Origin of the sequence: Caproiciproducens puteiluti, from assembly GCF_052442865.1 — a bacterium.
Taxonomy (GTDB): Bacteria; Bacillota; Clostridia; order Oscillospirales; family Acutalibacteraceae; genus Caproiciproducens.
Map to the genome: position 1 here is coordinate 1,538,553 of NZ_CP194790.1, position 23,688 is coordinate 1,562,240.

Annotated in this window: 24 protein-coding genes; 13 read left to right on the forward strand and 11 right to left on the reverse strand. The window is 50.7% G+C overall.

Features of this window, described 5'->3' with window-relative positions; translation table 11 throughout:
- Positions 1 to 85: 85 nt before the first annotated feature.
- The 9 genes from ACRQU7_RS07350 to ACRQU7_RS07390 all read left to right on the forward strand — a co-directional run bounded on the left by ACRQU7_RS07350 (position 86) and on the right by ACRQU7_RS07390 (position 9,202).
- Positions 86 to 343: a dihydroxyacetone kinase gene (locus ACRQU7_RS07350; RefSeq protein WP_038323617.1), complete on the forward strand. Its 258-nt coding sequence runs from the start codon at positions 86 to 88 to the stop codon at positions 341 to 343.
- A gap of 12 nt (positions 344 to 355) precedes the next feature.
- Positions 356 to 1,423, forward strand: a complete 1,068-nt coding sequence (locus ACRQU7_RS07355; protein ID WP_444644843.1) for a mandelate racemase/muconate lactonizing enzyme family protein — start codon at positions 356 to 358, stop codon at positions 1,421 to 1,423.
- 709 nt (positions 1,424 to 2,132) lie between these two features.
- Positions 2,133 to 2,768 (forward strand): TetR/AcrR family transcriptional regulator, encoded by a 636-nt coding sequence (locus ACRQU7_RS07360; RefSeq protein ID WP_444644845.1) that lies wholly within the window; start codon positions 2,133 to 2,135, stop codon positions 2,766 to 2,768.
- Entirely contained in the window at positions 2,765 to 3,133 is a 369-nt protein-coding gene (locus tag ACRQU7_RS07365; RefSeq protein WP_038323620.1) for a hypothetical protein, read from the forward strand. The genes ACRQU7_RS07360 and ACRQU7_RS07365 overlap by 4 nt, the downstream gene beginning before the upstream one ends.
- A 22-nt stretch (positions 3,134 to 3,155) precedes the next feature.
- Positions 3,156 to 3,572: a flavodoxin family protein gene (locus ACRQU7_RS07370; RefSeq protein WP_038323621.1), complete on the forward strand. Its 417-nt coding sequence runs from the start codon at positions 3,156 to 3,158 to the stop codon at positions 3,570 to 3,572.
- Positions 3,573 to 4,013: 441 nt separating this feature from the next.
- Complete coding sequence (locus ACRQU7_RS07375; RefSeq protein ID WP_444645535.1) at positions 4,014 to 6,836, forward strand: cation-translocating P-type ATPase; 2,823 nt, start codon at positions 4,014 to 4,016, stop codon at positions 6,834 to 6,836.
- Positions 6,837 to 6,841: 5 nt separating this feature from the next.
- Positions 6,842 to 7,492 carry a potassium channel family protein gene (locus tag ACRQU7_RS07380; RefSeq protein WP_444644848.1) on the forward strand — a complete coding sequence of 217 codons (651 nt, stop codon included), beginning with the start codon at positions 6,842 to 6,844 and terminating at the stop codon, positions 7,490 to 7,492.
- A gap of 15 nt (positions 7,493 to 7,507) precedes the next feature.
- On the forward strand, positions 7,508 to 8,167 hold the full coding sequence (locus ACRQU7_RS07385) for a potassium channel family protein (RefSeq protein ID WP_444644850.1): 660 nt from the start codon (positions 7,508 to 7,510) through the stop codon (positions 8,165 to 8,167).
- Positions 8,168 to 8,386: 219 nt separating this feature from the next.
- Positions 8,387 to 9,202 (forward strand): HAD-IIB family hydrolase, encoded by an 816-nt coding sequence (locus ACRQU7_RS07390; RefSeq protein ID WP_444644869.1) that lies wholly within the window; start codon positions 8,387 to 8,389, stop codon positions 9,200 to 9,202.
- Between the two features lie 156 nt (positions 9,203 to 9,358).
- Here ACRQU7_RS07390 and ACRQU7_RS07395 read toward each other — a convergent pair whose 3' ends face one another.
- Positions 9,359 to 10,699 carry a glycoside hydrolase family 18 protein gene (locus ACRQU7_RS07395; RefSeq protein WP_444644871.1) on the reverse strand — a complete coding sequence of 447 codons (1,341 nt, stop codon included), beginning with the start codon at positions 10,697 to 10,699 and terminating at the stop codon, positions 9,359 to 9,361.
- Between the two features lie 265 nt (positions 10,700 to 10,964).
- Between ACRQU7_RS07395 and ACRQU7_RS07400 the strand changes: the two genes are divergently transcribed.
- Positions 10,965 to 11,942, forward strand: a complete 978-nt coding sequence (locus tag ACRQU7_RS07400; protein ID WP_444644873.1) for a Gfo/Idh/MocA family protein — start codon at positions 10,965 to 10,967, stop codon at positions 11,940 to 11,942.
- Positions 11,943 to 12,054: 112 nt separating this feature from the next.
- The gene (locus ACRQU7_RS07405) at positions 12,055 to 12,846 is read left to right on the forward strand and encodes an NYN domain-containing protein (RefSeq protein WP_444644875.1); all 792 of its coding nucleotides are present in this window, start codon (positions 12,055 to 12,057) and stop codon (positions 12,844 to 12,846) included.
- A 51-nt stretch (positions 12,847 to 12,897) separates the two neighbouring features.
- On the opposite strand, the gene ACRQU7_RS07410 is transcribed toward ACRQU7_RS07405, so the two are convergent.
- The 5 genes from ACRQU7_RS07410 to ACRQU7_RS07430 are packed head-to-tail and all read right to left on the reverse strand — an operon-like array spanning position 12,898 to position 17,611.
- Positions 12,898 to 13,620 carry an ABC transporter ATP-binding protein gene (locus tag ACRQU7_RS07410; protein ID WP_038323628.1) on the reverse strand — a complete coding sequence of 241 codons (723 nt, stop codon included), beginning with the start codon at positions 13,618 to 13,620 and terminating at the stop codon, positions 12,898 to 12,900.
- The gene (locus ACRQU7_RS07415) at positions 13,607 to 14,425 is read right to left on the reverse strand and encodes an ABC transporter ATP-binding protein (protein ID WP_042081655.1); all 819 of its coding nucleotides are present in this window, start codon (positions 14,423 to 14,425) and stop codon (positions 13,607 to 13,609) included. The genes ACRQU7_RS07410 and ACRQU7_RS07415 overlap by 14 nt, the downstream gene beginning before the upstream one ends.
- Positions 14,422 to 15,510 (reverse strand): branched-chain amino acid ABC transporter permease, encoded by a 1,089-nt coding sequence (locus tag ACRQU7_RS07420; protein WP_444644878.1) that lies wholly within the window; start codon positions 15,508 to 15,510, stop codon positions 14,422 to 14,424. Before ACRQU7_RS07420 ends, ACRQU7_RS07415 begins: the two co-directional genes overlap by 4 nt.
- A gap of 4 nt (positions 15,511 to 15,514) precedes the next feature.
- Positions 15,515 to 16,408 carry a branched-chain amino acid ABC transporter permease gene (locus ACRQU7_RS07425; RefSeq protein ID WP_038323629.1) on the reverse strand — a complete coding sequence of 298 codons (894 nt, stop codon included), beginning with the start codon at positions 16,406 to 16,408 and terminating at the stop codon, positions 15,515 to 15,517.
- Positions 16,409 to 16,438: 30 nt separating this feature from the next.
- Entirely contained in the window at positions 16,439 to 17,611 is a 1,173-nt protein-coding gene (locus ACRQU7_RS07430) for an ABC transporter substrate-binding protein (RefSeq protein ID WP_141827862.1), read from the reverse strand.
- Between the two features lie 496 nt (positions 17,612 to 18,107).
- Between ACRQU7_RS07430 and ACRQU7_RS07435 the strand changes: the two genes are divergently transcribed.
- Entirely contained in the window at positions 18,108 to 18,893 is a 786-nt protein-coding gene (locus ACRQU7_RS07435) for a bactofilin family protein (RefSeq protein WP_444644881.1), read from the forward strand.
- A 135-nt stretch (positions 18,894 to 19,028) separates the two neighbouring features.
- Here ACRQU7_RS07435 and rpsR read toward each other — a convergent pair whose 3' ends face one another.
- The 5 genes from rpsR to ACRQU7_RS07460 all read right to left on the reverse strand — a co-directional run bounded on the left by rpsR (position 19,029) and on the right by ACRQU7_RS07460 (position 22,199).
- Positions 19,029 to 19,292, reverse strand: coding sequence for a 30S ribosomal protein S18 (gene rpsR / locus ACRQU7_RS07440; protein ID WP_038323632.1), 264 nt, complete (start codon positions 19,290 to 19,292; stop codon positions 19,029 to 19,031).
- A 43-nt stretch (positions 19,293 to 19,335) separates the two neighbouring features.
- Positions 19,336 to 19,791 carry a single-stranded DNA-binding protein gene (locus ACRQU7_RS07445; protein WP_038323633.1) on the reverse strand — a complete coding sequence of 152 codons (456 nt, stop codon included), beginning with the start codon at positions 19,789 to 19,791 and terminating at the stop codon, positions 19,336 to 19,338.
- An 18-nt stretch (positions 19,792 to 19,809) separates the two neighbouring features.
- Positions 19,810 to 20,106, reverse strand: a complete 297-nt coding sequence (gene rpsF, locus ACRQU7_RS07450) for a 30S ribosomal protein S6 (protein ID WP_141827864.1) — start codon at positions 20,104 to 20,106, stop codon at positions 19,810 to 19,812.
- Positions 20,107 to 20,226: 120 nt separating this feature from the next.
- Positions 20,227 to 21,102, reverse strand: coding sequence for a UTP--glucose-1-phosphate uridylyltransferase (locus ACRQU7_RS07455; protein ID WP_038323635.1), 876 nt, complete (start codon positions 21,100 to 21,102; stop codon positions 20,227 to 20,229).
- 17 nt (positions 21,103 to 21,119) lie between these two features.
- Entirely contained in the window at positions 21,120 to 22,199 is a 1,080-nt protein-coding gene (locus ACRQU7_RS07460) for an RING finger protein (protein ID WP_444644884.1), read from the reverse strand.
- Between the two features lie 335 nt (positions 22,200 to 22,534).
- Here ACRQU7_RS07460 and prfB point away from each other — a divergent pair, with 335 nt between their 5' ends.
- Positions 22,535 to 23,662, forward strand: a complete 1,128-nt coding sequence (gene prfB, locus ACRQU7_RS07465; protein WP_141827867.1) for a peptide chain release factor 2 — start codon at positions 22,535 to 22,537, stop codon at positions 23,660 to 23,662.
- Positions 23,663 to 23,688 lie beyond the last annotated feature (26 nt).

The following is a 23,688-nucleotide window of genomic DNA, read 5'->3' on the forward strand; positions in this document are numbered from 1 at the left end:
TCCGGGCAAAGGCGGCATTCAATGGCAGAATGCCCGATTTTGCCCGGAGGAAGACCGGACGGTATCCTATCAAGGAGGGTCATACATGGAAAAAATAGAATTTGTTTTTGACACGCAAATGCTGGTGGAAGGGGAGGGAATCCCCGCCGATGAGATCAGAGAGCATCTGGAACAAACGCCGCCCGGTGACAGCCTGTTGGTCGTCGGTGATGAGGAACTGCTCCGGATACACTTCCACACGAATGAACCGTGGGAGGTAATGAAATACCTTTCACAGTTCGGCACGATTTATGACGTGGTTATTGAAAATATGCAGAAGCAGAGCGAAGTTTTCGGAAAGTAACGAAGGTGCATTATGATCATCAAAACAATTGAAGCAAAAAAGGTAAATCTGGAATTGCTGCATCCGGTCGTTGTGGCGATTGGTTCCATCCATAGTTGCGAGACGGTTGTTGTTAAGGTGGAAACGGAGGAAGGAATTGTCGGATATGGGGAAGGCATCGGCGTTACCTTCGTAACCGGAGAAACCGTCGACACCATCCTGAGCGCAGTTGGAGTTCTGAAAAATGAGCTGATAGGACTGGATCCGTTTGCAATCGACCATATCCATAGTGTGATGGACAGGACGCTTATCCATAACGCGTCCGCGAAAGCGGCGATCGATATTGCGCTTTACGATATCATGGGCAAGCACGCGAAAATGCCTTTGTACCGCCTGCTCGGAGGAATCGCGGACCAAATGGAAACCGATCTGACGGTTATGATCGGCACACCGGAGGAGATGACGGAAGAGGCCCTTCAAATCGTCGGAAGAGGGTTTCACCACATCAAAATAAAGGCGGGGCTTCATTCGGAAGAGGATGTGGAGGCGGTGCGCCGGATCAGGGAAGCGGTGGGGCCGCACATCCATCTGAAAATTGATGCGAATCAGGGCTGGTCCGCCGGGGATTCCATCCGGATCATCCAAAAAATGGCTGAGCTGGGCGTGGAAGCGGTGGAACAGCCGGTTCCCGCATGGGATATTGACGGACTTGCCTATATTCGCTCCAAATCGCCGATTCCCATCATGGCGGATGAGAGCTGCTTTTCTCCCCAGGACGCCGCAAAACTGGTCAAAAAGGATGCGGTGGATATCATCAATATTAAACTCATGAAGTGCGGGGGCCTGTACAGAGCCTTACAGATTAACACCATAGCAGAGACGAACGGAGTCCGGTGTATGCTTGGCTGTATGATGGAAAGCCGGATCAGCATATCGGCGGGCGCGGCTCTTGTCGCCTCCAGACCTAATTTTATTTATGGAGACCTTGACAGCTTTTTCTATTTTAAAGAAAGTCCGGAAATTCGCGGCGGATTCACCTGCACCGGCCCCCGGCTTAAATTATCCGAGGAGTACGGGTTGGGAATCAAAGTGGATTTTTAACGGATCATACCCGTCAATTCACACGGTCACGGACAAGGTTTATTTATGATGGAAAACAAAAGTGCCGTAAGGCGGTCCTGCATAAGACAGTATGAAACCTTGAACTGTTTATGGGCACTGCCAAGTAAAATGTGTAAACAAGTGTATCGTTCACAATGGGCGATATACTTGTTTTTTGTTTTTTCTGTCCTAATAAGTGAACCAGTAAAATGCATGAGGAATTAGCCGCCATACGGGAAGGCATGGCAGAAGTGAACAGTCAAATCAGAGTGCCTTTATCCGCAAGTTGGCCCTTGATGGATATGCTGTAAATGTTGGGCTCGCGCCTGTAAAAGAACTTATCTCCTTGCTACGGCGCTGTGTAAACAATCTTTCCCCGATTGCCAGATATGCACAGGTTCATAATGCTTATCAAGCTGAAATTGAGGAACTGCAAACAGGCTACGTCGAACTATGGAAACGGTATTCAAGGCTCTTGGAACACTTTGCAAAACTGGTTGCACTTTAGGACTTCTTTCCAAGTTGGTCCAAAGTCAAACAAGGAATGAGCGACAGTAAAATGACGCAACATAGCCGCGTTTTGGGAGGCTCGAAAGGCTCATAATAACAACGTGAAAATATAATTTGGTTCCCTTCTTGACAGGTGATCGATTGTTCACTATAATAATAGTGAACAATCGATCACCTGTATTTATTGATGGAGGTTATTATGCCAAAAAACGAAACACGGGATACAAAGGGAGTTATTTTGACAGTTGCACTAAAATTGTTTTCTGAAAGAGGTTATGATGGGGTTGGTATCCGTGACATATCAAAAGAAATCGGAATACGGGAGAGCGCCCTTTACAAACATTATAGCGGAAAGCAAGACATTTTTGACTCAATTCTCAAAGACATAGAGCGTCGTTATCAAGAGGAAGTTTCTACTTTTATTCCCCCTAAAAGCATGGTCAACATTCTCTCAGGAGAAAGTGATGTGAGAGAGGAATTATTCCGTATTAGCGTTACGATGTTCCAGTTCTATCTCAAAACAGAGTATGGTTCGCAACTGCGTAGAATGTTGACAATGGAACAGTATAGAACTTCGGAGGCAAGCAAGTTTTTTCGGGAATTGATAATAGACAAGGGCTTAGATTATATATCAGGCGTGTTTACTAATTTAATAAATGATGGAGTTTATGTTGATGCTGACCCAATGGTAATGGCTTTGCAGTTTTATTCACCTTTGTATTTGCTGTTATCCAAATACGACAATCAGCCCGAAAAATATGAAGAAGCTTTATCTTTTTTAGAAAGACATATTACGATGTTCAATAAAACCTATTTAAGGAGCGATAAACAATGAAAGGAATGGGGGTATTGGCAGCGGAGTGGTTTATAACTGGTCTGATTGTTTATGCAGGATTATCCGGCAAACAAATATTATTCATCAATGGGCCGAGATCGGCTGTTATTGCTTTGGGCGCAATCGGATTTGCAATGTGCATGATTATGCCGACAATCGGCAAATTTATCAGCAATGCACCTGCTCACCCGCTCACCATCATGGGGTACATCTTTGGAACAATCGCATTACTTACAACAGCAGCACAAATATTCAAATGGAAAATCCCTATCCTTTATGACCCCCAAATTGCACTTTTTGTAGTTGCTGGCTGCATTGTCATAAAGTCGATTATTGGTAGATTTGCACCGTTGATAGTAAAATAAATAGCTGAAAAGAGGACGTTTTATGAATATTGAAGTGCGTTATTATTCAAAATCAGGTAATACAAAGAAAATTGCAAATGCTATTGCTAAACAAGTAGGGGTATCCGCAAAGTCAATCCATGAGCCAATACAAGGTGAAATCGATGTATTATTTTTAGGAACAGGCATATATGCTTTTGACATTGACCCGGAACTAAAGGAATATATCTCGAACCTAAATCCGGCGAATATCAAAATGGTTGTAGTATTCAGCACAGCGGCTATTGTTAAGTCTGCCTATGAAAAGGCTAAAAAGTGTCTTCAAGATCAGGGACTTACCGTTTCAAATGCAGAATATCATTGTCCCGGCCACTATATGATTTTGCGTAAGGGACGTCCAAATGCTGATGATCTAAAAAACGCCGAGCAGTTTGCAAAATCATTAATCAACAGTTTATGAAACGATTGGCTCGGAGCGATAACCATAAACTTCGAGCCAAGTTGGCCCGAAGTTTATTTATAACAAAATATTGAAAACATACCCACCGCTTACAACCAGTGCGTCCATTTTTATATGACACAGGGTGTTTCTTACTGTGCAGATTGCGGGGCAAAGCTTTACTATTGCACCAATAATACAGCAAGGTAAATAAGCTCAACGGGAAGGCGGACTCGCCGCCGAAATACCTGTCACGTTTTGTCGCTTTACGCATATTAATATTGTATTAAGATTTGGCTGTACAAATTGTAGATTGGTTCACAAAGGTTTATAATGATTCTCTATCAATGGGGAATACATATTTTATTAACAATTCCCTGTTCTCACTATTCTTCACGTTCTTTTCCAGCAAATGAAACTTTTATTCTTACAGAAAGAAGGATTGGCAAACAATTGAGTACCATGGAGAATACATCGAGTGATAAAGAAATCATTTATAAACTCCCCGTAGATAAAGCTTATGAAGCACTGAAAACAACTCCTCTGGGGTTGACACAGGCACAGGCGCAGGAGAGGCAGAAGGAACAGGGCAAAAACCTGATCAGTTCCAAAAAGAAAAAATCAGCCGTTCTTACTTTTTTGGGCAACTTCACCCATCTGATGGCAATTTTGCTGTGGGTGGCGGGTGCGGTGGCCTTTTTTGCAGGCATGCCCCAGCTGGGCGTAGCCGTCTGGCTGGTCAATGTCATCAACGGCGTATTCAGCTTCTGGCAGGAAAGCCGTGCCGATAAGGCCACAGAGGCCCTGAAGAACATGCTGCCCTCGTATGTACGGGTGATCCGGAATGGTGAAGAGCAGAAAATTCTGGCCGAGGATTTGGTTACCGGGGATATTATGCTTCTGGAAGAAGGGGATAAAATATCTGCGGACGCCCGTCTGGTCGAATGCAACGACCTGCAGGTGGACCAGTCCACACTGACGGGAGAATCAAACCCGGTTCGCAAACTTAAGGACGCCGTATTGAAGGACGATCTGACACGGGCTGAAACGCCGAACCTCATCTTTGCGGGCACGAATGTTTCGGAGGGCAACGGAAAAGCCGTTGTTATGGGGATCGGCATGGGAACCGAGTTCGGTAAAATTGCGGACCTGACTCAGAACATGGAAAAAGAGGAAAGCCCTCTTCAAAAAGAGCTGAACCGTCTGACAAAGCAAATTTCTATTATTGCAATTCTGTTTGGTATTCTGTTTTTCCTGGCGTCGTACTTTTTTGTAAACGAGCCCTTTGCCGCATCGTTTGTCTTTGCGCTGGGAATGATCGTCGCTTTTATTCCGGAAGGACTGCTTCCCACCGTTACCTTGTCTCTTGCCATGGCTGTACAGCGCATGTCCAGGAGGAACGCTTTGGTGAAGAAGCTTTCGTCGGTGGAAACGCTGGGCAGCACTTCCGTTATCTGTACGGATAAAACCGGCACACTTACACAAAATGAAATGACGGTCAGCCATTTATGGCTGGCGGAAAAAGAATTTGACGTCACCGGCGTCGGCTATGAACCCAAAGGAGATATCCTTGAGGGTGGGAAAAAGGTCACTGCCAGCGAAAATCAGGACCTGAAACTGCTGGTGACGGGTGCGGCCTTATGCAGCAATGCCCGTTTGCTGCCGCCAAACGAAGAATCGGCCCGCTACACGGTGCTGGGCGACCCGACGGAAGCCTGCCTGGGCGTGGTGGCTCAGAAGGCCGGTATTGACGTCCATAAACAGCTGGAACTGACACCGCGCTTGAGGGAGCTGCCCTTTGAATCGCGGCGTAAAAGAATGACGACGATCCATCAGCTGCAGAAAGCGATAGAGGGGACCGAGCGCATCGCCTATGTGAAAGGTGCGCCGAAAGAGGTCATGAAGCTGAGCGAATTTATCCGTGTGAACGGTCAGGTTCAGCCGATGACGGAAGAGATGCGCCAGAAGGTCATGGAGGCAAACGACGGATACGCATACGAGGGTCTGCGCGTTCTGGCGGTTGCGTATCGTCTTCTGCATAAAGAGGACAACATCCCGAAAGCGATGAGCGCCTACACGCCCGAAACGATTGAGCAGAACCTGATTTTTGTGGGACTGGTGGTCATGGCCGATCCTCCGCGTCCGGAGGTCGCCGCCGCCGTCGAGGAATGCCACCGTGCCGGTATCCGCATCATTATGATTACCGGAGACTACGGTCTGACGGCCGAGAGCATCGCAAAACGCATCGGCATTGTGAAAAGCCCGAACCCGCGCGTTGTGTCGGGTCTGGAGCTGGAAGAGTTTTCGGATGACCAGTTAAGGGAATATCTGAAGGATGAAATCATCTTTGCCCGTGTGGCGCCGGAGCAGAAGCTCCGTGTTGTGTCCAATCTGCAGGCAATGGGTGAAGTCGTCGCCGTAACGGGCGACGGCGTGAACGATTCTCCGGCGCTCAAGAAGGCCGATATCGGAGTAGCCATGGGCATTGCCGGTACGGATGTGGCCAAGGAAGCGGCGGATATGATTCTGACGGACGATAATTTTGCTTCGATTGTCCATGCTATTGAAGAAGGCCGTGCGGTTTACAGCAATATCCGGAAATTCCTGCTTTATATTTTGAACTCCAACATGCCGGAGGCGGTTCCTTCCGCCATGTTCCTGTTTTCCCGCGGAGCTATTCCGCTCCCTCTGACGGTCATGCAGATCCTCACCATCGATTTGGGTACCGATATGCTGCCGGCACTGGGTCTGGGAACGGAAAAACCGGAGGAAGGCATCATGGACCAGCCCCCGCGCAATCAAAAAGAATCTTTATTGACCAAAAAACTGGTTGTCAAGGCTTTTTTGTGGTATGGTTTATTAGGGTCTATTGCTTCGGCATTTTCTTACTTTTTTGTCAATCTGCAAAACGGGTGGCCCGCTGTGCCGCTTGCGGGCGGAGTGGATCCGGTCTATATCAAGGCGACTACCATGGCGCTTACCGGTATCGTCTTTTCCCAGATCGGTGCCGCGTTTAACTGCCGTACGGAAAAACAGTCTGTTTTCCATGTCGGTTTATTCAGCAACAAGCAGGTGAATTTCGGGATTGTCTTTGAAATCATTCTGATTATTGCTCTGGTTTACCTGCCGCCTCTGCAGTCCGTTTTCCACACGGCTCCGCTTGATTTGCGGGATTTTCTGATTCTATGTGCCTGGCCCCCGTTGATTTTGGTAATTGAAGAAGTAAGAAAGGCATTTTTGAGAAAGAAAATTGCCAAGCGTTATGAAAAAAGAACAGAGAGGTGAACGGCATGAAAGTGATCGTAGTAGGTTTAGGAAGAATGGGGACGGGACTGGCTCTCAATCTGATGAGAAAAGGACACCAGGTAACGGCGATTGATTCCAATCCGGAAGCTTTTCAGAGTCTTGGAAAAGGTTTCAGCGGAAACAAAGTGATCGGTATCGGTTTTGACCGGGACGTACTGAACAAAGCCAGAATAGATCAGGTAGATGCTGTGGTATCCTGCACGGCGAGCGATGAAGCGAACGTTGTGATCGCGCGAATCGCCAAAAATATTTACCGCGTTCCCCGTGTGGTTGCGCGTCTTTATGATTCAACTAAAGCCGATCTTTACCGTCGGATCGGAATCCAGACCATTTCCACAACGGCGTGGGGCATTGAAAGGGCGACAGAACTTTTGACGTACCACCAGATGGACAGTGTGTTTGAAATGGGGAACGGAAATGTGAATGTGGTGCGCATTGAGGTTCCGCCCCTGCTGGTCGGCCATACGGTAAAGGAGATAACGGCGATCGGAGAAATCCATGTAACCGGTGTCAGCCGATACAACAAGACATTTATTCCAACGACCGGTACCACTTTGGAAGCGGAAGACATTCTTTATATTACGGTGGCTGCCTCCGCTGCCCACAAGTTGAAATCGATGCTGGGATTGGCATAAAAAGGGGGAATTGAAATGAAAGTCATTATTATAGGCGGAGGACAGGTCGGTTCCTATCTTGCCACCCTGCTGCTTTCCAACGGTCACGAAATACGGGTGATTGAGCACCGCGAAAGTGTTTTTCATAAGCTGGAGAAAGAGCTGCCTCACGAAGCCCTGGTGTTCGGCAACGGCTCGGATCCGGAAGTGCTGGAAAGCGTGGGCATCGCTTCTGCAAACGTAGTCGCTGCCGTTACCGGTGCGGATGAAATCAATCTGGTTGTTTCCACCCTTGCTAAAATGGAATTCGGTGTGCCGAGAGTGGTAGCCAGAGTCAATAATCCTAAAAACGCGTGGCTGTTCAATAGCGGCATGGGCGTGGATATCGGTGTGAATCAGGCGGAGCTGATGGCGCACTTCGTAGTGGAAGAAATGAACATGAAGGATATGTTCACGCTCCTGAAGCTCAACCGCGGAGATTATTCGATTGTCCAGATGAAGGTTCAGCCGAATTCCAAGGCCGCCAATCAGCTTCTGAAAGATTTATCCATCCCGAAGAAAACAGTGCTGATCGCGATTACGCGCGACAGCTCCACGCTGATCCCCAAGGGAGATACCCAAATTCTGGAGGATGACGATATACTGGCGCTGACCGACGACGCAAGCCGCGCAGAGCTGAAGGAAATCTTCAGCTGAGAAGGCAAAATAAAAAGGACCTGCACACGCAGGTCCTTTTATTTTGCTTTAAAACCGGGGCAGAGAGATAAGACATCGTGCCGATCTGCCAGAGAAACGGCGGCAGTTGAGGAAGGTTGATTTTTACCATTTTCTTCTTTATAATACAAGTAGAAGCAATAAAGAGATAAGTCTGCCTTTTGGGCAAAAAGGAATTGATTTTGAAAGAGGGTTAACCATATGTCTGTCAAACTCATGGCACTGGATGTAGACGGTACCCTGACCGATCAAGAGGGGAAAATCAGTCCGGAAAACGCCAACGCCGTAAGAGCGGCGGCGGCCGGGGGAGTTCAGGTCGTTCTGGCCACGGGCCGGCCGCTGCAGGGAGTGGAGGCCATCTGTTCGGAACTGGGCATCACAGGCCCGCTGATTCTGGTAAACGGCTCTCTGATTGTGTCGGGTGGCGAGGTGTGGGCGGAAACCTGCCTGTCCGTCAAAGACCTGCAAACGGTCTATCGGCAGGGCGCGGCGGTCGGAAATATCTCAGTAATGGCCTTTCAGCCGGATATCATCCGGCTGTGGATTCCGGAGGATATGGATAAACAGTGGATTTCCGATGTGATGGACTCTTTTCAGCTGTTTAAAAGGGCCGAGGTGCCCACTTTTCAGGATTTGCCGCTGGAGCAGGTAAACAAAGTGATGCTCGTAGGCAGCGAGCAGTCCATCAACAGAGTGTTCCAAACCTGGCCTGAAGAAATTTCCCATCTGGCTACGGGCCGTTCCTATCCCTATGTGGGAGAAATCAACCCTCCCGAAGCGAACAAAGGCGCCGCACTCGCTTATGTCTGTGAAAGACTGGGACTCCGGCCGGAGGAGGTCCTGGCCATGGGCGACGGAGAAACCGACCTGCCGATGCTGGAGTTTGCCGGTAGCTCCGTGTTTATTCCCCGCGGGTGCGAGGTCCCGGAAATGCCCGACCGCTTTGCGGTTGTTCCAAAGGAAGAGTGCGACCGCGGTGTTGCGTGGGGTGCCGGCCGATATTTATCCATGCCATAAAAAAGGGGCTGTTGAAAATTGCAGAAAGCAACGGCTTCCATAACAAAAAAATGCGTCTTAAAACGGGTTTTTGAAGTCCGTTCAAGGGGCATTTTTTGTGCGTTATTTTGTTGAGGGGCTATTTTGCAACAGCTTATTTTCCAGATATTTGCCTTATCATTTGAGCGCCTGTCCGACCGATTTAATCAAGGTGCCCGTCTTGTCGAACCCCAAATCCCACACGCCGACGCCCAGCAGCTTTTTTGAATTGGAATACTGCACTTTTTTCTGAATGGAAGCAGCGTCGTCGTAGCTGATAAAAGTGCTGCCGTCAAACAGCCAGGGGACCTGCGCAGAAGAATCACAGTATCTCCTGAATGATGATTTACTCAGATATTTTGATTGAACGGTATCGTAGCCGATGGGAGCCGCGGAAGAGAATCTCTGATGCAGCCCGTTGTTTGCGCCGACGGTTCCCTGATAAAGATAGCCGTAGAACGGTACGCCCAGAATCAGCTTGCCGGAAGGGAAGCCGTTGTTTAGCCAGCTGCGTACAGCCGCGTCCACGCTGGACTTTGCCTGCGGGGACTGCCCCGCCGTGGGATAAAGGGGGGCGTTGAAGTCCGTATACGGCTCCCAGGAGCCGTGCAGGTCGTAGGTCATGATCATTCCGTAATCCACATACTGCGCAACGGCGGAAAGGCCGATCCGGCTTGCGTAGCTGCTGTCCGAACCGCCGGCGAAGGAGAGGATATAGTGCTTTTGGTCCTTGGCTCCCTGCGCATCCAGCCTGCCGCGCAGCGCCTTCATCAAAAGGCGGAAATTGGTTCGGTCCGCGGAACGCGTAACGTTGGAGGCAAGCCCGCCCCCGGTGGGATATTCCCAGTCGATGTCGATGCCGTCGAAGCCGTTGGCCTTCATAAAGCGGACCGCGCTGTCCGCGAAAGCAGTTCGGGAGGCTTCCGTGAGCGCGGCGTCGGAAAACCGGCCGGAGTCGCTCCAGCCGCCGATGGAAATGACGGTTCTGAGCTTGGAATATGTACGTTTCAAATTCTTAAGCTTCTTAAAATTCGAGTAGTCTATTGAGGAATCGCTTACGGTTACCTTCAAGTCCGTTCCGATTTTCGCGAACGCGTAATTCAGAACATCCAGACTGGAAGCGCTGATCTTATCGGGAGAAAATCCGGAATGTGCCGACCAGCCGCCGTAGTATCCGACCAGCATTTTTGCGGGATGCTGGAATGCCGGTGAAGAGGACGGGGCCGATTTCTTCGATGGGGAAGAGGAGCCCGCTTTCGATGCGCCGCCGGACGAGCCTGCCGAAGCCGTGCTCCCGGCCGCCGAAGACCCGGGCAGCGGCGATGAGCTGTCCGTGCGGTCGGCTGCAGAGCCGGGGGAAGAAGGAACACTGCCGGTTCCCATACCCGGGTTGGTGCCGCCCGCTCCGATCACAGCGCCCAAAAGAACCAAAACGATTGCCGCGCATAAGAACTTGTGAAGGAAGAAACTCTTTTTCATAAATTCTCCATGTTTCGATCATTTTATCCTTATACTAACATTGTGCGGCAGAAATCTCAAACCTCAATAGATGGCAAAATAAGCGTAAAATTTATCCTGAGCAACCGGGATAGCTGTTGAAACCAGGCAGATTTTATAGTATTCTATGTATACGGATGTTATGAATTATGGGATTTTCATAATAAAAGTCAGAAAGGAAGCCTTTGGGAATTTGACAGTCAGAAGCACTAACCCTATGATAATAAGACAGTGGAGGAAGAAACGTATGAAAAAACTGAACTTTGCCATTTTGTGTGCCGGGAATATCGCCGGGAAAATGGCAAAAACGGTCTCACAGATGAACGAAGTAACCCCGTATGCGGTTGCGGCACGGGAGCTGTCCAGGGCACAAGGCATGGCCGATCAATATGGATTTCAGAAAGCCTACGGTTCCTACGAGGAGCTTGTGAGCGATCCGGAGGTCGACCTCGTTTATATTGCTTCTCCGCATTCCCATCATTATGAGCACGCCAGGCTCTGTCTGGAGCACGGCAAGCATGTCCTGTGCGAAAAGCCGCTCACCGTCAATCAGAAGCAGGCAGAGGACCTGTTCAGCCTTGCGGAAAGCAAAGGGCTGTTTCTGTCGGAAGCGATGTGGACGCGCTTCATGCCTTTTGCGGACAAGCTGCGCGAGATCCTGGACAGCGGTGTCATCGGCGAACCTCTCACGATGACGGTTTCCTTCGGGCAGGATTTAAGGCATATCGAGCGCGTTGTCAATCCGGCGCTGGCCGGGGGCGTTTTGCTCGACATGGGGATTTATCCCCTGACCTTTGCTTCGATGTTTTTCGGCAGCGAGCTTTCGCAGGTCCAGTCCGCCTGCGTCAAAACGGCCAGAGGGGTGGATTCTCAGGACAGCGTGACGCTTGTCTTTCAAAACGGCCGTATGGCGGTCCTGAATTTTACCTTCCTCTGCCCCTACGAAAACAGGGCGGTCATTTACGGTGATAAGGGGCATATCGTGCTGGACAAGTTTTATATGGCACAGGTCGTTGAGATATACGGCAAAGGAGAAAAAGAACCTAAAACGGTCAGCCTGCCCCATGATTTTACGGGCTATGAATACGAGGTGCGCGCCGCGGTCAAAGCGATCGGCAGCGGAAAGCTGGCCTGTGACGAGATGCCGCACGGGGAAACGCTTCGCCTTCTGGGATTGATGGACCAGCTCCGCGCGGAGTGGGGCATCCATTATCCATTTGAATAAACCAATCACCGTACCGTTTGATAATTTCTTCCATATGATTTATACTAAGTAATGAGATAAAAAAGAGGTTTGAATCCCTACTGATATATAAAAGAAAAGAGAGGTAATTTTAATGCCGCAGGACAACCGTTTTGCAGTACTGATTGATGCGGACAATGTATCGGAGAAATATATCAAATACATTTTGGATGAGGTCTCCAATGATGGCGTTGCGACCTACAAAAGGATTTACGGCGATTGGACGAAGCCCGCGCTCGGCTCGTGGAAAAACGTGCTGCTGGAATTTTCGATTACTCCCATTCAGCAGTACGGCTATACCACCGGGAAAAACGCGACGGATTCCGCGATGATTATTGACGCGATGGACATCCTGTACTCCGCAAATGTGGAAGGATTCTGCATCGTCTCCAGCGACAGCGACTTTACGCGCCTTGCGGTGCGGCTGCGCGAATCCGGTATGAACGTGGTCGGTATGGGGGAAAAGAAGACGCCCCCACCGTTTATATCCGCCTGCAATAAGTTCCGCTATCTGGAGGTTCTGGCGCGTGAAACGGCAGCGTCCAACGATCAGCCCGAGGAAGGGGAAGCGACGGAAACGGTTGCGCCGGAAATGACGCCCCTGGAAACGATTAAAAGCGCCGTCCGGACGATCGTCCAGGAAATATCCGACGACGACGGAAGGGCCTTCGTCGGTGAAATCGGGAACATGCTGGTTCGCCGCTATCCCGATTTTGACGTCAGAAATTACGGCTTTAAAAAGCTGACCCCGCTGCTCCAGTCGCTGAAAATTTTCGATATTTTCTCGGAACGGAACAGCGACGGCTACAACAGGCTGGTTTATATCAAAGAAAAAAGCGCTCCTGTACAGCAGAAAACGAACGCAAAAAAACTGCATACCAAATAAAAACAGGGTCCATGACATTGTCATGGACCCTGTTTGCTCTCTGTTGTCAGCTTATTGCGCCGGAAGCTCGTGTTTCTTGTTGCCCAGATAGGCGGCTTTGACTTCGGCGTTCTCCAGAAGCTCCCGTCCCTTGCCGGAAAGCTTGATGCGTCCCGTTTCAAGCACGTGCCCCTGGTCCGCCACCCGGAGCGCCAGATTGGCGTTCTGTTCAATCAGAAGAATGGTGACGCCCAGCTTGTTGATCTCCTTGATGATTTCAAAAATGCCCTTGACTACCAGCGGGGCAAGACCTAGCGAGGGCTCATCCATCATAATCAGCTCCGGCTTGCTCATGAGCGCGCGGCCCACGGCCAGCATCTGCTGTTCGCCGCCGGAAAGGGTTCCGGCAAGCTGCCAGGAGCGCTCCTTCAGGCGGGGGAAAAGTTCGTAAACCCATTTGATATCTTCCGAGTAATCGTCTTTTCTCATGTATGCGCCGATTTTCAGGTTTTCAAGAACCGTCAGGTTTGGGAAAATACGGCGGCCTTCCGGAACCAGCGTGATTCTGTGCCGTACGATTTCCTCCGAAGGCTTTCCGGTAATGTCTTCGTCATTATAAATGATCCTGCCGCTCTGCGGCTTGACCAGGCCGACCACGGTGCGCAGGGTCGTGCTTTTGCCCGCGCCGTTTGCGCCGATCAGCGTAACGATGCTCTTGTCCGGCACTTCAAAGGAAATGCCCTTGACCGCCTCAATACCGCCGTAGGAAACATACAAATTCTCAATTTTCAGCATCTTCGTCCACCCCCAAATAAGCCTCGACCACACGCGGGTTGTTCTGTATTTCGGCGGGTGTACCCTTGCCGATCGTCTGACCGAAGTCCAGCACATAAATCCGGTCGGATATCTCCATCACCAGATCCATATGGTGCTCAATCAGGAAAACCGTCAGGTTGAAATCCTGCTGAATCTGCTTGATAGAAGCGGTCAGGTCCTCGGTTTCCTGCGGGTTCATCCCGGCCGCGGGTTCGTCGAGCAGAAGAAGCTCCGGCTTGGTGGCCAGCGCGCGCGCAATTTCAAGGTGGCGCTGCTGTCCGTAGGGGAGGGAGCTTGCGACGGCGTCTTTCACGTCGGCCAGCCCCATCCTTTCCAGAAGCTCTTCGCTTTCCTCACGCATCCTTTTCTCGGCGCGGACCGCACCCGGAAGCCGCAGGGTCGCGCTGAAAAGATTGCTTTTCATGGAAAAGTGCTTCGCAATGATGATATTGTCAAATACGGACAAATCCTTAAACAGGCGGATATTCTGAAAGGTACGCGCCACGCCCTTGCGGGTGATTTTGTCCGGGCTCATGCCCGTGATATCCTCGCCGTGCAGAAAGATTTTGCCGCTGGAAGGAGTGTACACGCCGGTAATCATGTTGAATGCGGTCGTTTTTCCCGCGCCGTTCGGGCCGATCAGGGCCACGATCTGGTGTTCCCGGATCGTCAGGTGCAGATTGTCGACAGCGACGACGCCCCCGAACTGCATGGTCATATTTTCGGTTCTGAGTACGATGTTTTTATCGATTGTTTCATTGATGCTTTTGTTGTCCGGTGTCATTTCGTGCTGCCCCCTTCTGTGCTTTTCGGGGATTTTTTAGACCTGTGCTTTTCAAAGAATTTAAAAATCCTGTCCCAGGTCAGTTCCGTTCTGCCCATTAAGCCCTTGCTGTAGAACAGAACGATGATCATCAGCAGAAGGGAGAAGATCACCATGCTGAAGCCGGGGCGGAACAGCGAAACCTCGTAGCCGGCAACGGTCAGCGGCTCGTCGAAGGTGCGCAGGAGCTCCAGCCCGCAGGTTACGATAAACGACGCGATAACGGTGCCGCTGATGCTGCCCATGCCGCCCAGAACGATAATCAGCAGAAAGTTGTAGGTGAGCGTAAAATAGAACTGCTTGGGGTCCACCGTGCCGAGCAGGGAAGCGTAAAGGCCCCCGCCGACGCCGGCGAAAAAGCCGCCCACGACAAAGGACAGGACCTTGTGTTTAAACAGGTTGATTCCCATTGCCTCGGCCGCGATATCGTCCTCGCGGATCGCCTTGAACGCGCGCCCGTAGCTGGAATTGATCAGCAGCGCGGTCAGAATCAGGATAACGATGGCGACGCCGAACGACCACCACATGTTGTTCGCGTTATCCGGAATTTTGTTGATTCCGAGCGCTCCGTTCGTTATGCTCTGCAGGTTGGTGAGCAGGATGCGGATGATTTCCGAAAAGCCCAGCGTTGCGATTGCCAGATAGTCGCCGCGCAGCCGCAGCACCGGCGCGCCGATCAGAAAGGCCGCGGCTCCGGCGATCACGCCGCCCAGAAGCAGCGCCGGGACAAAGGGAAGATGAATCCCGGCAATGGCCGGATTCATGGGTTCCATATAAAAGATGGTGGAACGCATATCCAGCGGAAGCGTAAAAATCGCCACCGTATACGCGCCGATCGCCATGAAACCGGCCTGGCCGAGAGAGAACAGGCCGGTAAAGCCGTTGATCAGATTCATGGAAAGGCCGATAATGGTATAAATTGCGCACAGATTCAGAATCCTGACGATGTACGCGTCCAGATAGTTGTTCGCGAAATAAATCAGTGCCAGTACAATGACCGCAAGAATCGCGGTGCAGATGATGTTGCGCTTTTTCGTATCTTTCATCATATCACACCTTCTCCGTTGTCTTTTCCCCGATCAGTCCCGTCGGTTTTACCAGCAGGATTAAAATCAGGAGGATGAAGGCGAATGCATCACGGTAACCGGTCAGCGGCTGGAAGAACGCAACCAGCATAACCTCAATCAGGCCGAGAATAAAGCCGCCCAGAACAGCACCCTTAATGTTGCCGATCCCGCCGATGACCGCGGCGATAAAGCATTTCAGTCCGGGCATAACCCCCATCAGGGGAGACACCTGCGGGTATTTCATTCCCCACAGAATCACGCCGACAGCGGCCAGGCCGGAGCCGATGCCAAAGGTTGCGGCGATTACCAGATTGATGTTGATTCCCATTACGCGCGCGATTTCATAGTCCTTTGAAACGGCGCGCATCGCCATGCCGAGCTTGGTTTTGTTGGTGATGAACAGAAGAATCGACATGCACACAACCAGGACAAGCGGCACAACGAGCGCGACCTTCTGAAGGGAGACCGTTCCAAGCGAAACGGTGGACATCAATCCCAGAAAATCCGGAAAAGCCTTTGGTTTTCCGCTGAAAATATAGGTGGCGAGATTCTCAAGAAGGAAGGAAACGCCGATTGCCGAAACAAGGACGGAGTCCTTCGGCGCGTCGCGCAGCGGGCGGTAGGCCACTCTTTCGATCAGCATACCCAGCCCGGCGGTCAGCACGACGACAAAAATACACGCGAAATACCACGGCAGGTGAAAGGCCGCAACACCAAAAAAGGTAAAGTAGGCCGCCATCATGAAAATATCACCGTGGGCAAAGTTAATGAGGCGCAGAATTCCGTAAACCATTGTATAGCCGACGGCTATCAGGGCGTACAGGCTTCCCACCGCAATTCCGTTTGCCAGATTTTGTAAAAACAGTTCCAGTGTCATAGCACAACATCCCTATATCAAAATTATTCGTTATTTTGAGATCGTAACCGTATCCTTGTAAGTGAATTTTCCGTTTTTCACTTCTTTGATGATGGCGGAATCTTTATCGGGATCTCCGTCCTCGTTAAAGGTCAGCTTTCCTGTTGCGCCTTCTACATCCTTTGTCTTTGCCAAAGCGTCGCGGATAGCGGTGGAATCGGAGGAATTGGCGGCCTCAATCGCCTTGATGATGACGAGGTAGGCGTCGTAGCCCAGCGCGCTGACTGCGGCCATGTTCTTGTCGGGGTATTCCTTCTTATAGGCTTCGACAAATTTCTTGCCCTCTTCCGTTACAGGAGCGGAATCGTCGAAGAAAGTGGAAATGGTGGCGCCCTCTACGTCGGTGCCGCCTACGGAGGTGAATTCGTCAATATCCCATGTGTCGCCGCCGAGGAACGGGGCGGTGATGCCCAGCTGACGGGCCTGCTTCATGACCAGCGCGGATTCCGTAAAGTTGCCGGGAGCAAAGATCACGTCCGGATTGGCGGCTTTTACGGTGGAAAGCTGCGCGCCGAATTCCTGATCGTTGGTGTTGTAGTTAACGGTCGTTACCACGGAGTTCGGGTCGCCGGTCAGTTTGATAAACGCCTCTTTGAAATATGTAGCCAGACCGACTGCGTAGTCGTTGGAAACCTCCTGAACGATGGCGGCCTTTTTCGCGCCGCTCTTGAAGGCGTAGTTTGCCATGACGGTTCCCTGGAACGGGTCAAGGTAGCAGACGCGGAAATAATAGTCGTTTCCTTTTGTCACCAGCGGGTTTGTGCAGGAAGCGCCCACCGCGGGAACCTTGTTTTTCTTTACCAGATCGCCGGCAGCCATGGAAAAGCTGGAACCCCAGGAGCCGATGATAGCGGAAACCTTGTCTTTTTCAATCAGACGGGCGACAGCCGTGGTGGCCTGAGCCTTGTCGGATTTGTTGTCCGCAACAACAATTTCCACTTTTTTGCCGAGAACTTCAGGATAGAGCTTGTTGGCGATTTTTATGCCTTCGACTTCGGCCTCGCCGCCTGCGGCGTTTGCACCCGTCAAAGGTTCAAATACACCGATTTTGATGGTGTCGCTGCCGGTTGCCGCGGAGCCGGACGCGGTGTCCACTTTTTTACATCCAGAAAATGCTGTTGCTGTCATTATCAATGCCAGCAGCAGTGCTGCAATTCTTTTCATGTTAAGTTGCCTCCTCAGTCAATTCAATTTATTTTTGCGGCCCATCCGGGACGCCTGTGAACGTTGTGTAAACTTTTTATGATTATATCATGCTAATATATAGAATTCAAGCAAAATGAATTTTTCGTTTTACCATCCGGCATTTTTTGCGGTACCATTTGCTCATTTCCGTTCAATGGGACAGCGTGATGAATATCAGTAACCGTAAAAGTGTAAATTGATTGATATAATGTACGCATTATCATTCTTCCAGGTGCAGTTTTTTTACGATTTTTTAAGAAATCTGTCCGATGCCCAAACGGGTGCCATGTGAAATTTTTCTGTATGATTCCTGCAAAATCATCATAAAATCTCGAATTTATATATTTTATTACAAAAAAGTTAAAAATTTTGCAAATAATACTGGAAAAATTTGAAAAAATAGATTATTATTAAAGAAAGTGGTGGAATATATTTTTTTATATCATGATAATACTACGTTTGTGGAGGCAGGACGATGGAAGCAGTCAGAAAAAACGATAATAGCAGGTTTATCAGTATTTTGAAAAGAATCTGGGACGGCCCGGATTATGAAGAAGCGGAAGAGGTTTCTTCCATGCAGTTTGGCAAATCCAAAATGGTAGAATATACCCGTGAAGAAAATGTCGAGGAATTCAAGCTCGAAGTAAAAGAAGATGAGCCGGAGGACCTGCAGTTCAGCGCGCCCAAACCGATTGAAACGGGCAGACCCGAATTCCAGTCGCTGAAACCGGATTTTCAGCCCCAGAAGCCGTATGAACTTCCTACCGCCAATGATTTCAATTCATCCAAGCAGACCACGGTGATATCAAAGGGTACCGTCATTACGGGCGATATTCAATCGGAGGGCAATCTTGAAATTTACGGAACGGTCACAGGCGGAATTACGACCACCGGCAATATCAAGATCAACGGAAAGCAGGTCGGCGACATTCAGGGCTCCAGCATTACGCTTTCGGCCTGTACGGTCCGCGGCAATGTCACCGCCACCGAGGATATGAACATAGACAGCGATTCCGTTGTCATCGGCGACATCAGGACCAAGAACCTGACGATCAACGGCAGGCTTCAGGGCAATATTCAGGCCAAGAGCAGCATTGTCTGTCAGAGCAACGCAATTGTGATCGGCGATCTGAAAGCCGGCACGGTTACGGTGAACAACGGCGCCAAGCTTCAGGGCAAGCTGGAAATTTTCAGCGGCCAGCTGGGGGATATCAGGATTCAGGACGACGACAGGCCCGTTCGCCCCGCTCCCGCCGAATAATCAAACAATCAAACAATGTGAAATAAAAAAACAGAGACGGAAATTTCCGTCTCTGTTTTTTTATCCTTTCAGAGGTAAACAAAAGAGCGGACGCATAAGCGTCCGCTCTGAAAATTCAATTTGCAGCCAGCGGAATCAATCGCTGCTGAAGGGAAGCAGTGCAAGATGACGCGCGCGTTTAATAGCGATGGTCAGCTCACGCTGGTGATGCGCACAGGTGCCGGTTACTCTGCGGGGCAGAATCTTGGCTCTCTCAGAAATAAAGCGGCGAAGCTTTGCAACATCCTTGTAATCAATGGATTCCACTCTGTCGACGCAGAAGCCGCAGACCTTCTTGCGGGTCTTGCGTCCGCCGGGGCGGCGGTCCTGTCTGTCGTTTCTGTCGTTTCTATCAGCCATGGCAATAAGCCTCCTTTTCTCATCAGTATTGCAGAGGGAATGCTTAGAACGGCAGGTCGTCGTCTAAAGGCATCTCCTCAAAATCGCCGGTGTCGCCGCTTGTGTAAGCGGGGACCGGCTGCTCAGCGGTAATATCCGTTTTTGAATGATAATTGCTGCCCTGCGCTCCTGCGCTGTCGCGTTTTGACTCTGCAAAATGCACATTGTCAGCAACGACTTCAAACGCTTTGCGCTTGTTTCCGTCCTTATCGGTATAGGTACGTGTCTGGATGGAACCCTGTACCGCAACCAGCTGGCCTTTGTGGAAATATCTGCACACAAAATCCGCCGTGCTGCGCCACGCAACAATATCAATAAAATCAGCCTGACGGTCCGCTCCCGATTTCACGTAGGAACGGTCCACGGCAATTGTAAAGCTTGTTACGGAAACATCATTCGGCGTATGCCTAAGTTCAGGGTCGGCAACAAGTCTGCCCATTAAAACAGCGACATTGAGCATTCAAATCACTCTTCCTTCTTAGCTTTCTTTCTTTATGATGAGAGAACGAAGGACACCGTCGGTAATCTTGTAAATTCTGTCGAGCTCAGCCGTAAATTCGGGAGCGCTTGTGAAGTTCACTAAGGTGTAGTAGCCTTCTTCCTGCTTCATGATCGGGTACGCAAGTCTGCGTTTTCCCCACTCATCAATGCTGTCGATGGTACCGTTTGCCTCGATCAAATCCTTGAACTTCTGAACCAGAGCGGCAATCGCGTCCTCACCGAGTTTTGTGGAAAGGATAAATACGGTTTCATAGGAATTCTTTACATCTGACATTATTTGCACCTCCTTTTGGACTTTGGCCCCGAAATAAATCCGGAGCAAGGATAGTAAGCCGAAAACTGCGGCTTAACAGAGTAATTATATCAGCACGGCATTATGAAGTCAAGATAAAAATTACAGTGTTTTGCAAAGCTCCTTCAGGTACGCCCTGAACTGAGGCCCAATATCCGGATGTTTCAGCGCAACCTCCACCTGTGCCTGCATGATGCCCAGCTTGTTTCCCATGTCGTAGCGCTTTCCGGTAAAGTCCACCGCGACCATGCCCACGGAACGGGCCAGAGCGCACATGGCGTCGGTCAGCTGGATTTCTCCGCCGGCGCCCGGCTGGGTCCGATCCAGAATATCGAAGATATCCGGCGTCAGAACGCATCTGCCCAGAATGGAATACAGGGACATGATTTTGTCCGGGGACGGCTTTTCAATCATATCCGTACAGCTGAAGTAGTTGTCGTGGATCGGCTCCACCTTCAGGGAGCTGTATTTGGTGATTGCTTCGGCAGTCACCTGATTCACGCCCAGAACACCCTTTCCGAACTCGTCGTAAGCCCGGATCAGCTGGCCGCAGGCAGGGTCCTCGCCGATGATGACGTCGTCGCCGTACAGGACCGCGAACGGCTCGTTGCCGACGAAGGAGCGGGCGCAGTTCACCGCGTGGCCAAGGCCCTTGGTTTCCTTCTGACGGACAAAGTAAATGTTCGCCTCGTGGGAAAGGTCGATAATTTCCTTTAAAATCTTTTCCTTATCCGGGCCGCCGCTGGTCAGCTTGGCCTCCAGCTCCGGCACACGGTCAAAGTGGTCCTCAATCAATCCCTTGCCGCGGTTGGTGATAATCAGGATATCCGTGATACCGGAACGGACGGCTTCCTCCACAATATACTGGATGGCGGGCTTGTCCACAATCGGCAGCATTTCCTTCGGCATGGATTTGGTTGCCGGCAGCACGCGGGTTCCCAGCCCGGCGGCCGGAATGACAGCTTTTGTTACTTTCATTTTTACACTCCTAATATCTAGAATATTTGAGGCAGATAAAACACAATCATATAACAGATCAGAAGGCCGATTGCCAGAGAAGTGTTCACGCCGCCCTGCTCCTGCAGCTGAATCGCGGCAAGGGTCGCCTCCGGCGTATGATGATGGATCTGCTCGATCTTATCGATGCAGTGATTCAAATACCACTTGTTCCCGTTAAATCCCACTACCAGCATGAGGACGATCTGGATCAGCGCAATGATGGTCGGCACGCAGAACAAAAGAATCTGCTGGACTGGCTGCTGTGCCAGCTGCTCCGACACCTGCAGCAGCTGGGAATAGGTGGGTGAAACCGTATCGATGGAAATTCCCTGCTGCTGCATCAGCGATTCCAGCAGCGGCATGGAAAAATTAAGGGACACGTAGGTGGAGATCAGATACAGGACGGTCATGACCGCGGTAATCACGGAACCGATTTTGTACTGTTTGCGGTACAGCATCCAGCCGCCCGAAAACAGGAACGCGCTGAAGTTGAAACGGTTTCTGTGAAAACGCTTGAGACTGAGGAATACCGGCAGATAATACTGGGTATTGCCCTGTACCAGCTTGGCGAGGTCTCCCGCCGGGACGCTGCCGATCGGCTCGTTGGGGTTCACGCCGCCCATCGGGTCAAAGATAAACGGCACGGGCTGGCCCGGCTGACCCGGCTGGCCCGACGGAAAGGGGCCGCCTGCCTGGGGAAAGCCGTTCTGAGGGAACCCGTTCTGAGGAAAGCCGCCGCTTTTGGGGAAACCGGTGACATCCTGCTGGTTCATGGTCAGCGACTGGCCGCAGTGGTCACAGAACATCGCGTTCTGTGAATTCAGACTGCCGCAGCGCGGACAGCGTTTGGTTCTGTTTTCCGCCCCGTTTGCCGCCGTGTCGGCGGACTTGGCTTCCTTCTGCGGGGGAGTCCACGCGGCAGGGGTGCCGTGTTTGTCCGAAAAAACGCATTTGCCCGCCTGCGCGTAGCACTCGCGGTGATACGGCGCGCCGCATTCGGGGCAGACGACGATATCGTCGTCCCGTGCAAAAGGTTTTCCGCAGACAGGGCAGTTTAAACCTGTATAGTCAATCATAGTTTATCCTCCCATAATGTAGATATCAATCCTGTTATATTAACCTATTGTATATAATTTCAAAAGAAACTTCAATAATATATTCAATAAGTTTTCACCTAATTCATAATTGACCGCGCGTCAGGCTTACGTCCGGCGCGGTGTGCGGGGCCTTTGTTCCGTAATTTCATCTTTACATTATACACGGAATAATTTATAATTAATAACAATCATTGCATTTTTTACGGAAAGACCCGACTGTGTTTCCCTTCCGGTTCCGTCGGAGGGAACACGGAATTACGCGATAAACCGATTGAAAGTCCTGTAATGGAATAATTTATTTAAAGGATGATAGTATGCTGCAGTTTGAAGAAATGAAGCTTGCTTTGCAGGAGCTGGAACCCGATCTGAACGATCTGGCGGAAGCGCTTGGGCTTGAAGGCATGCGCGAAGAGATTGCGAAGCTCGACGAAAAAGCCGCTCAGCCCGGTTTCTGGGACGATATGAGCACCTCTCAAAAGGTTTTGCAGCGTTCCAGTATGCTGAAAAATAAGGCTGCTGCGTATGAACGGCTGAAAAATTCGTACGGCGATACGCTGGCCTTAATAGAGCTTGCCAATGAGGAAGGGGACTTATCCCTTTTACCGGAAGCGCAGGAGGAACTGAAAAAGTTTCAGGATGAGCTGGAAGCGCAGCGCCTTTCCACGCTGCTGACCGGGGAATACGACGGCAAGAACGCGATTCTGACGTTCCACGCGGGCGCCGGCGGCACCGAGGCGCAGGACTGGGCGGAAATGCTGTACCGCATGTACTGCCGCTGGGGCGAGCGCCACGGCTACAAGGTGGAAACGCTGGACTATCTGGACGGCGAGGAAGCGGGGCTGAAAAGCGCCAGTATCCTGATCGAGGGCATCAACGCCTACGGCTTCTTAAAGAGCGAGGCGGGCGTGCACAGGCTGGTCCGCGTATCCCCGTTCGACGCCTCCGGCAGGAGGCACACCTCGTTTGCCTCTCTGGAAGTAATGCCGGAAATCGACGACGACGTGGAGGTCCAGATCAACCCCGAGGACATCAAAATGGACGTTTACCGCGCGAGCGGCGCGGGCGGCCAGAAGGTCAACAAGACCTCCTCCGCGGTGCGTCTGACCCATATCCCCACGGGAATCGTGGTATCCTGTCAGGTGGAGCGCAGCCAGTACCAGAACCGCGACGTGGCGATGAGGATGCTGAAATCCAAGCTGGTCGAAATCAAGGAGCGCGAAAATCTGGAGCGCATCGAGGACATCAAGGGCGTCCAGAAGGAAATCGCGTGGGGCTCTCAGATCCGTTCCTATGTCTTTATGCCCTATACGTTGGCAAAGGACCACCGCACCGGCTTTGAGTCGGGCAATATCAACGCCGTGATGGACGGCGATCTGGACGGCTTTATCAACGCCTATCTGAAAGCGCAGAGCCTTGACGCTCTCGGCGAAAATATCGAATAAAATAAGCAAGGGGCTGCGTTACGCAG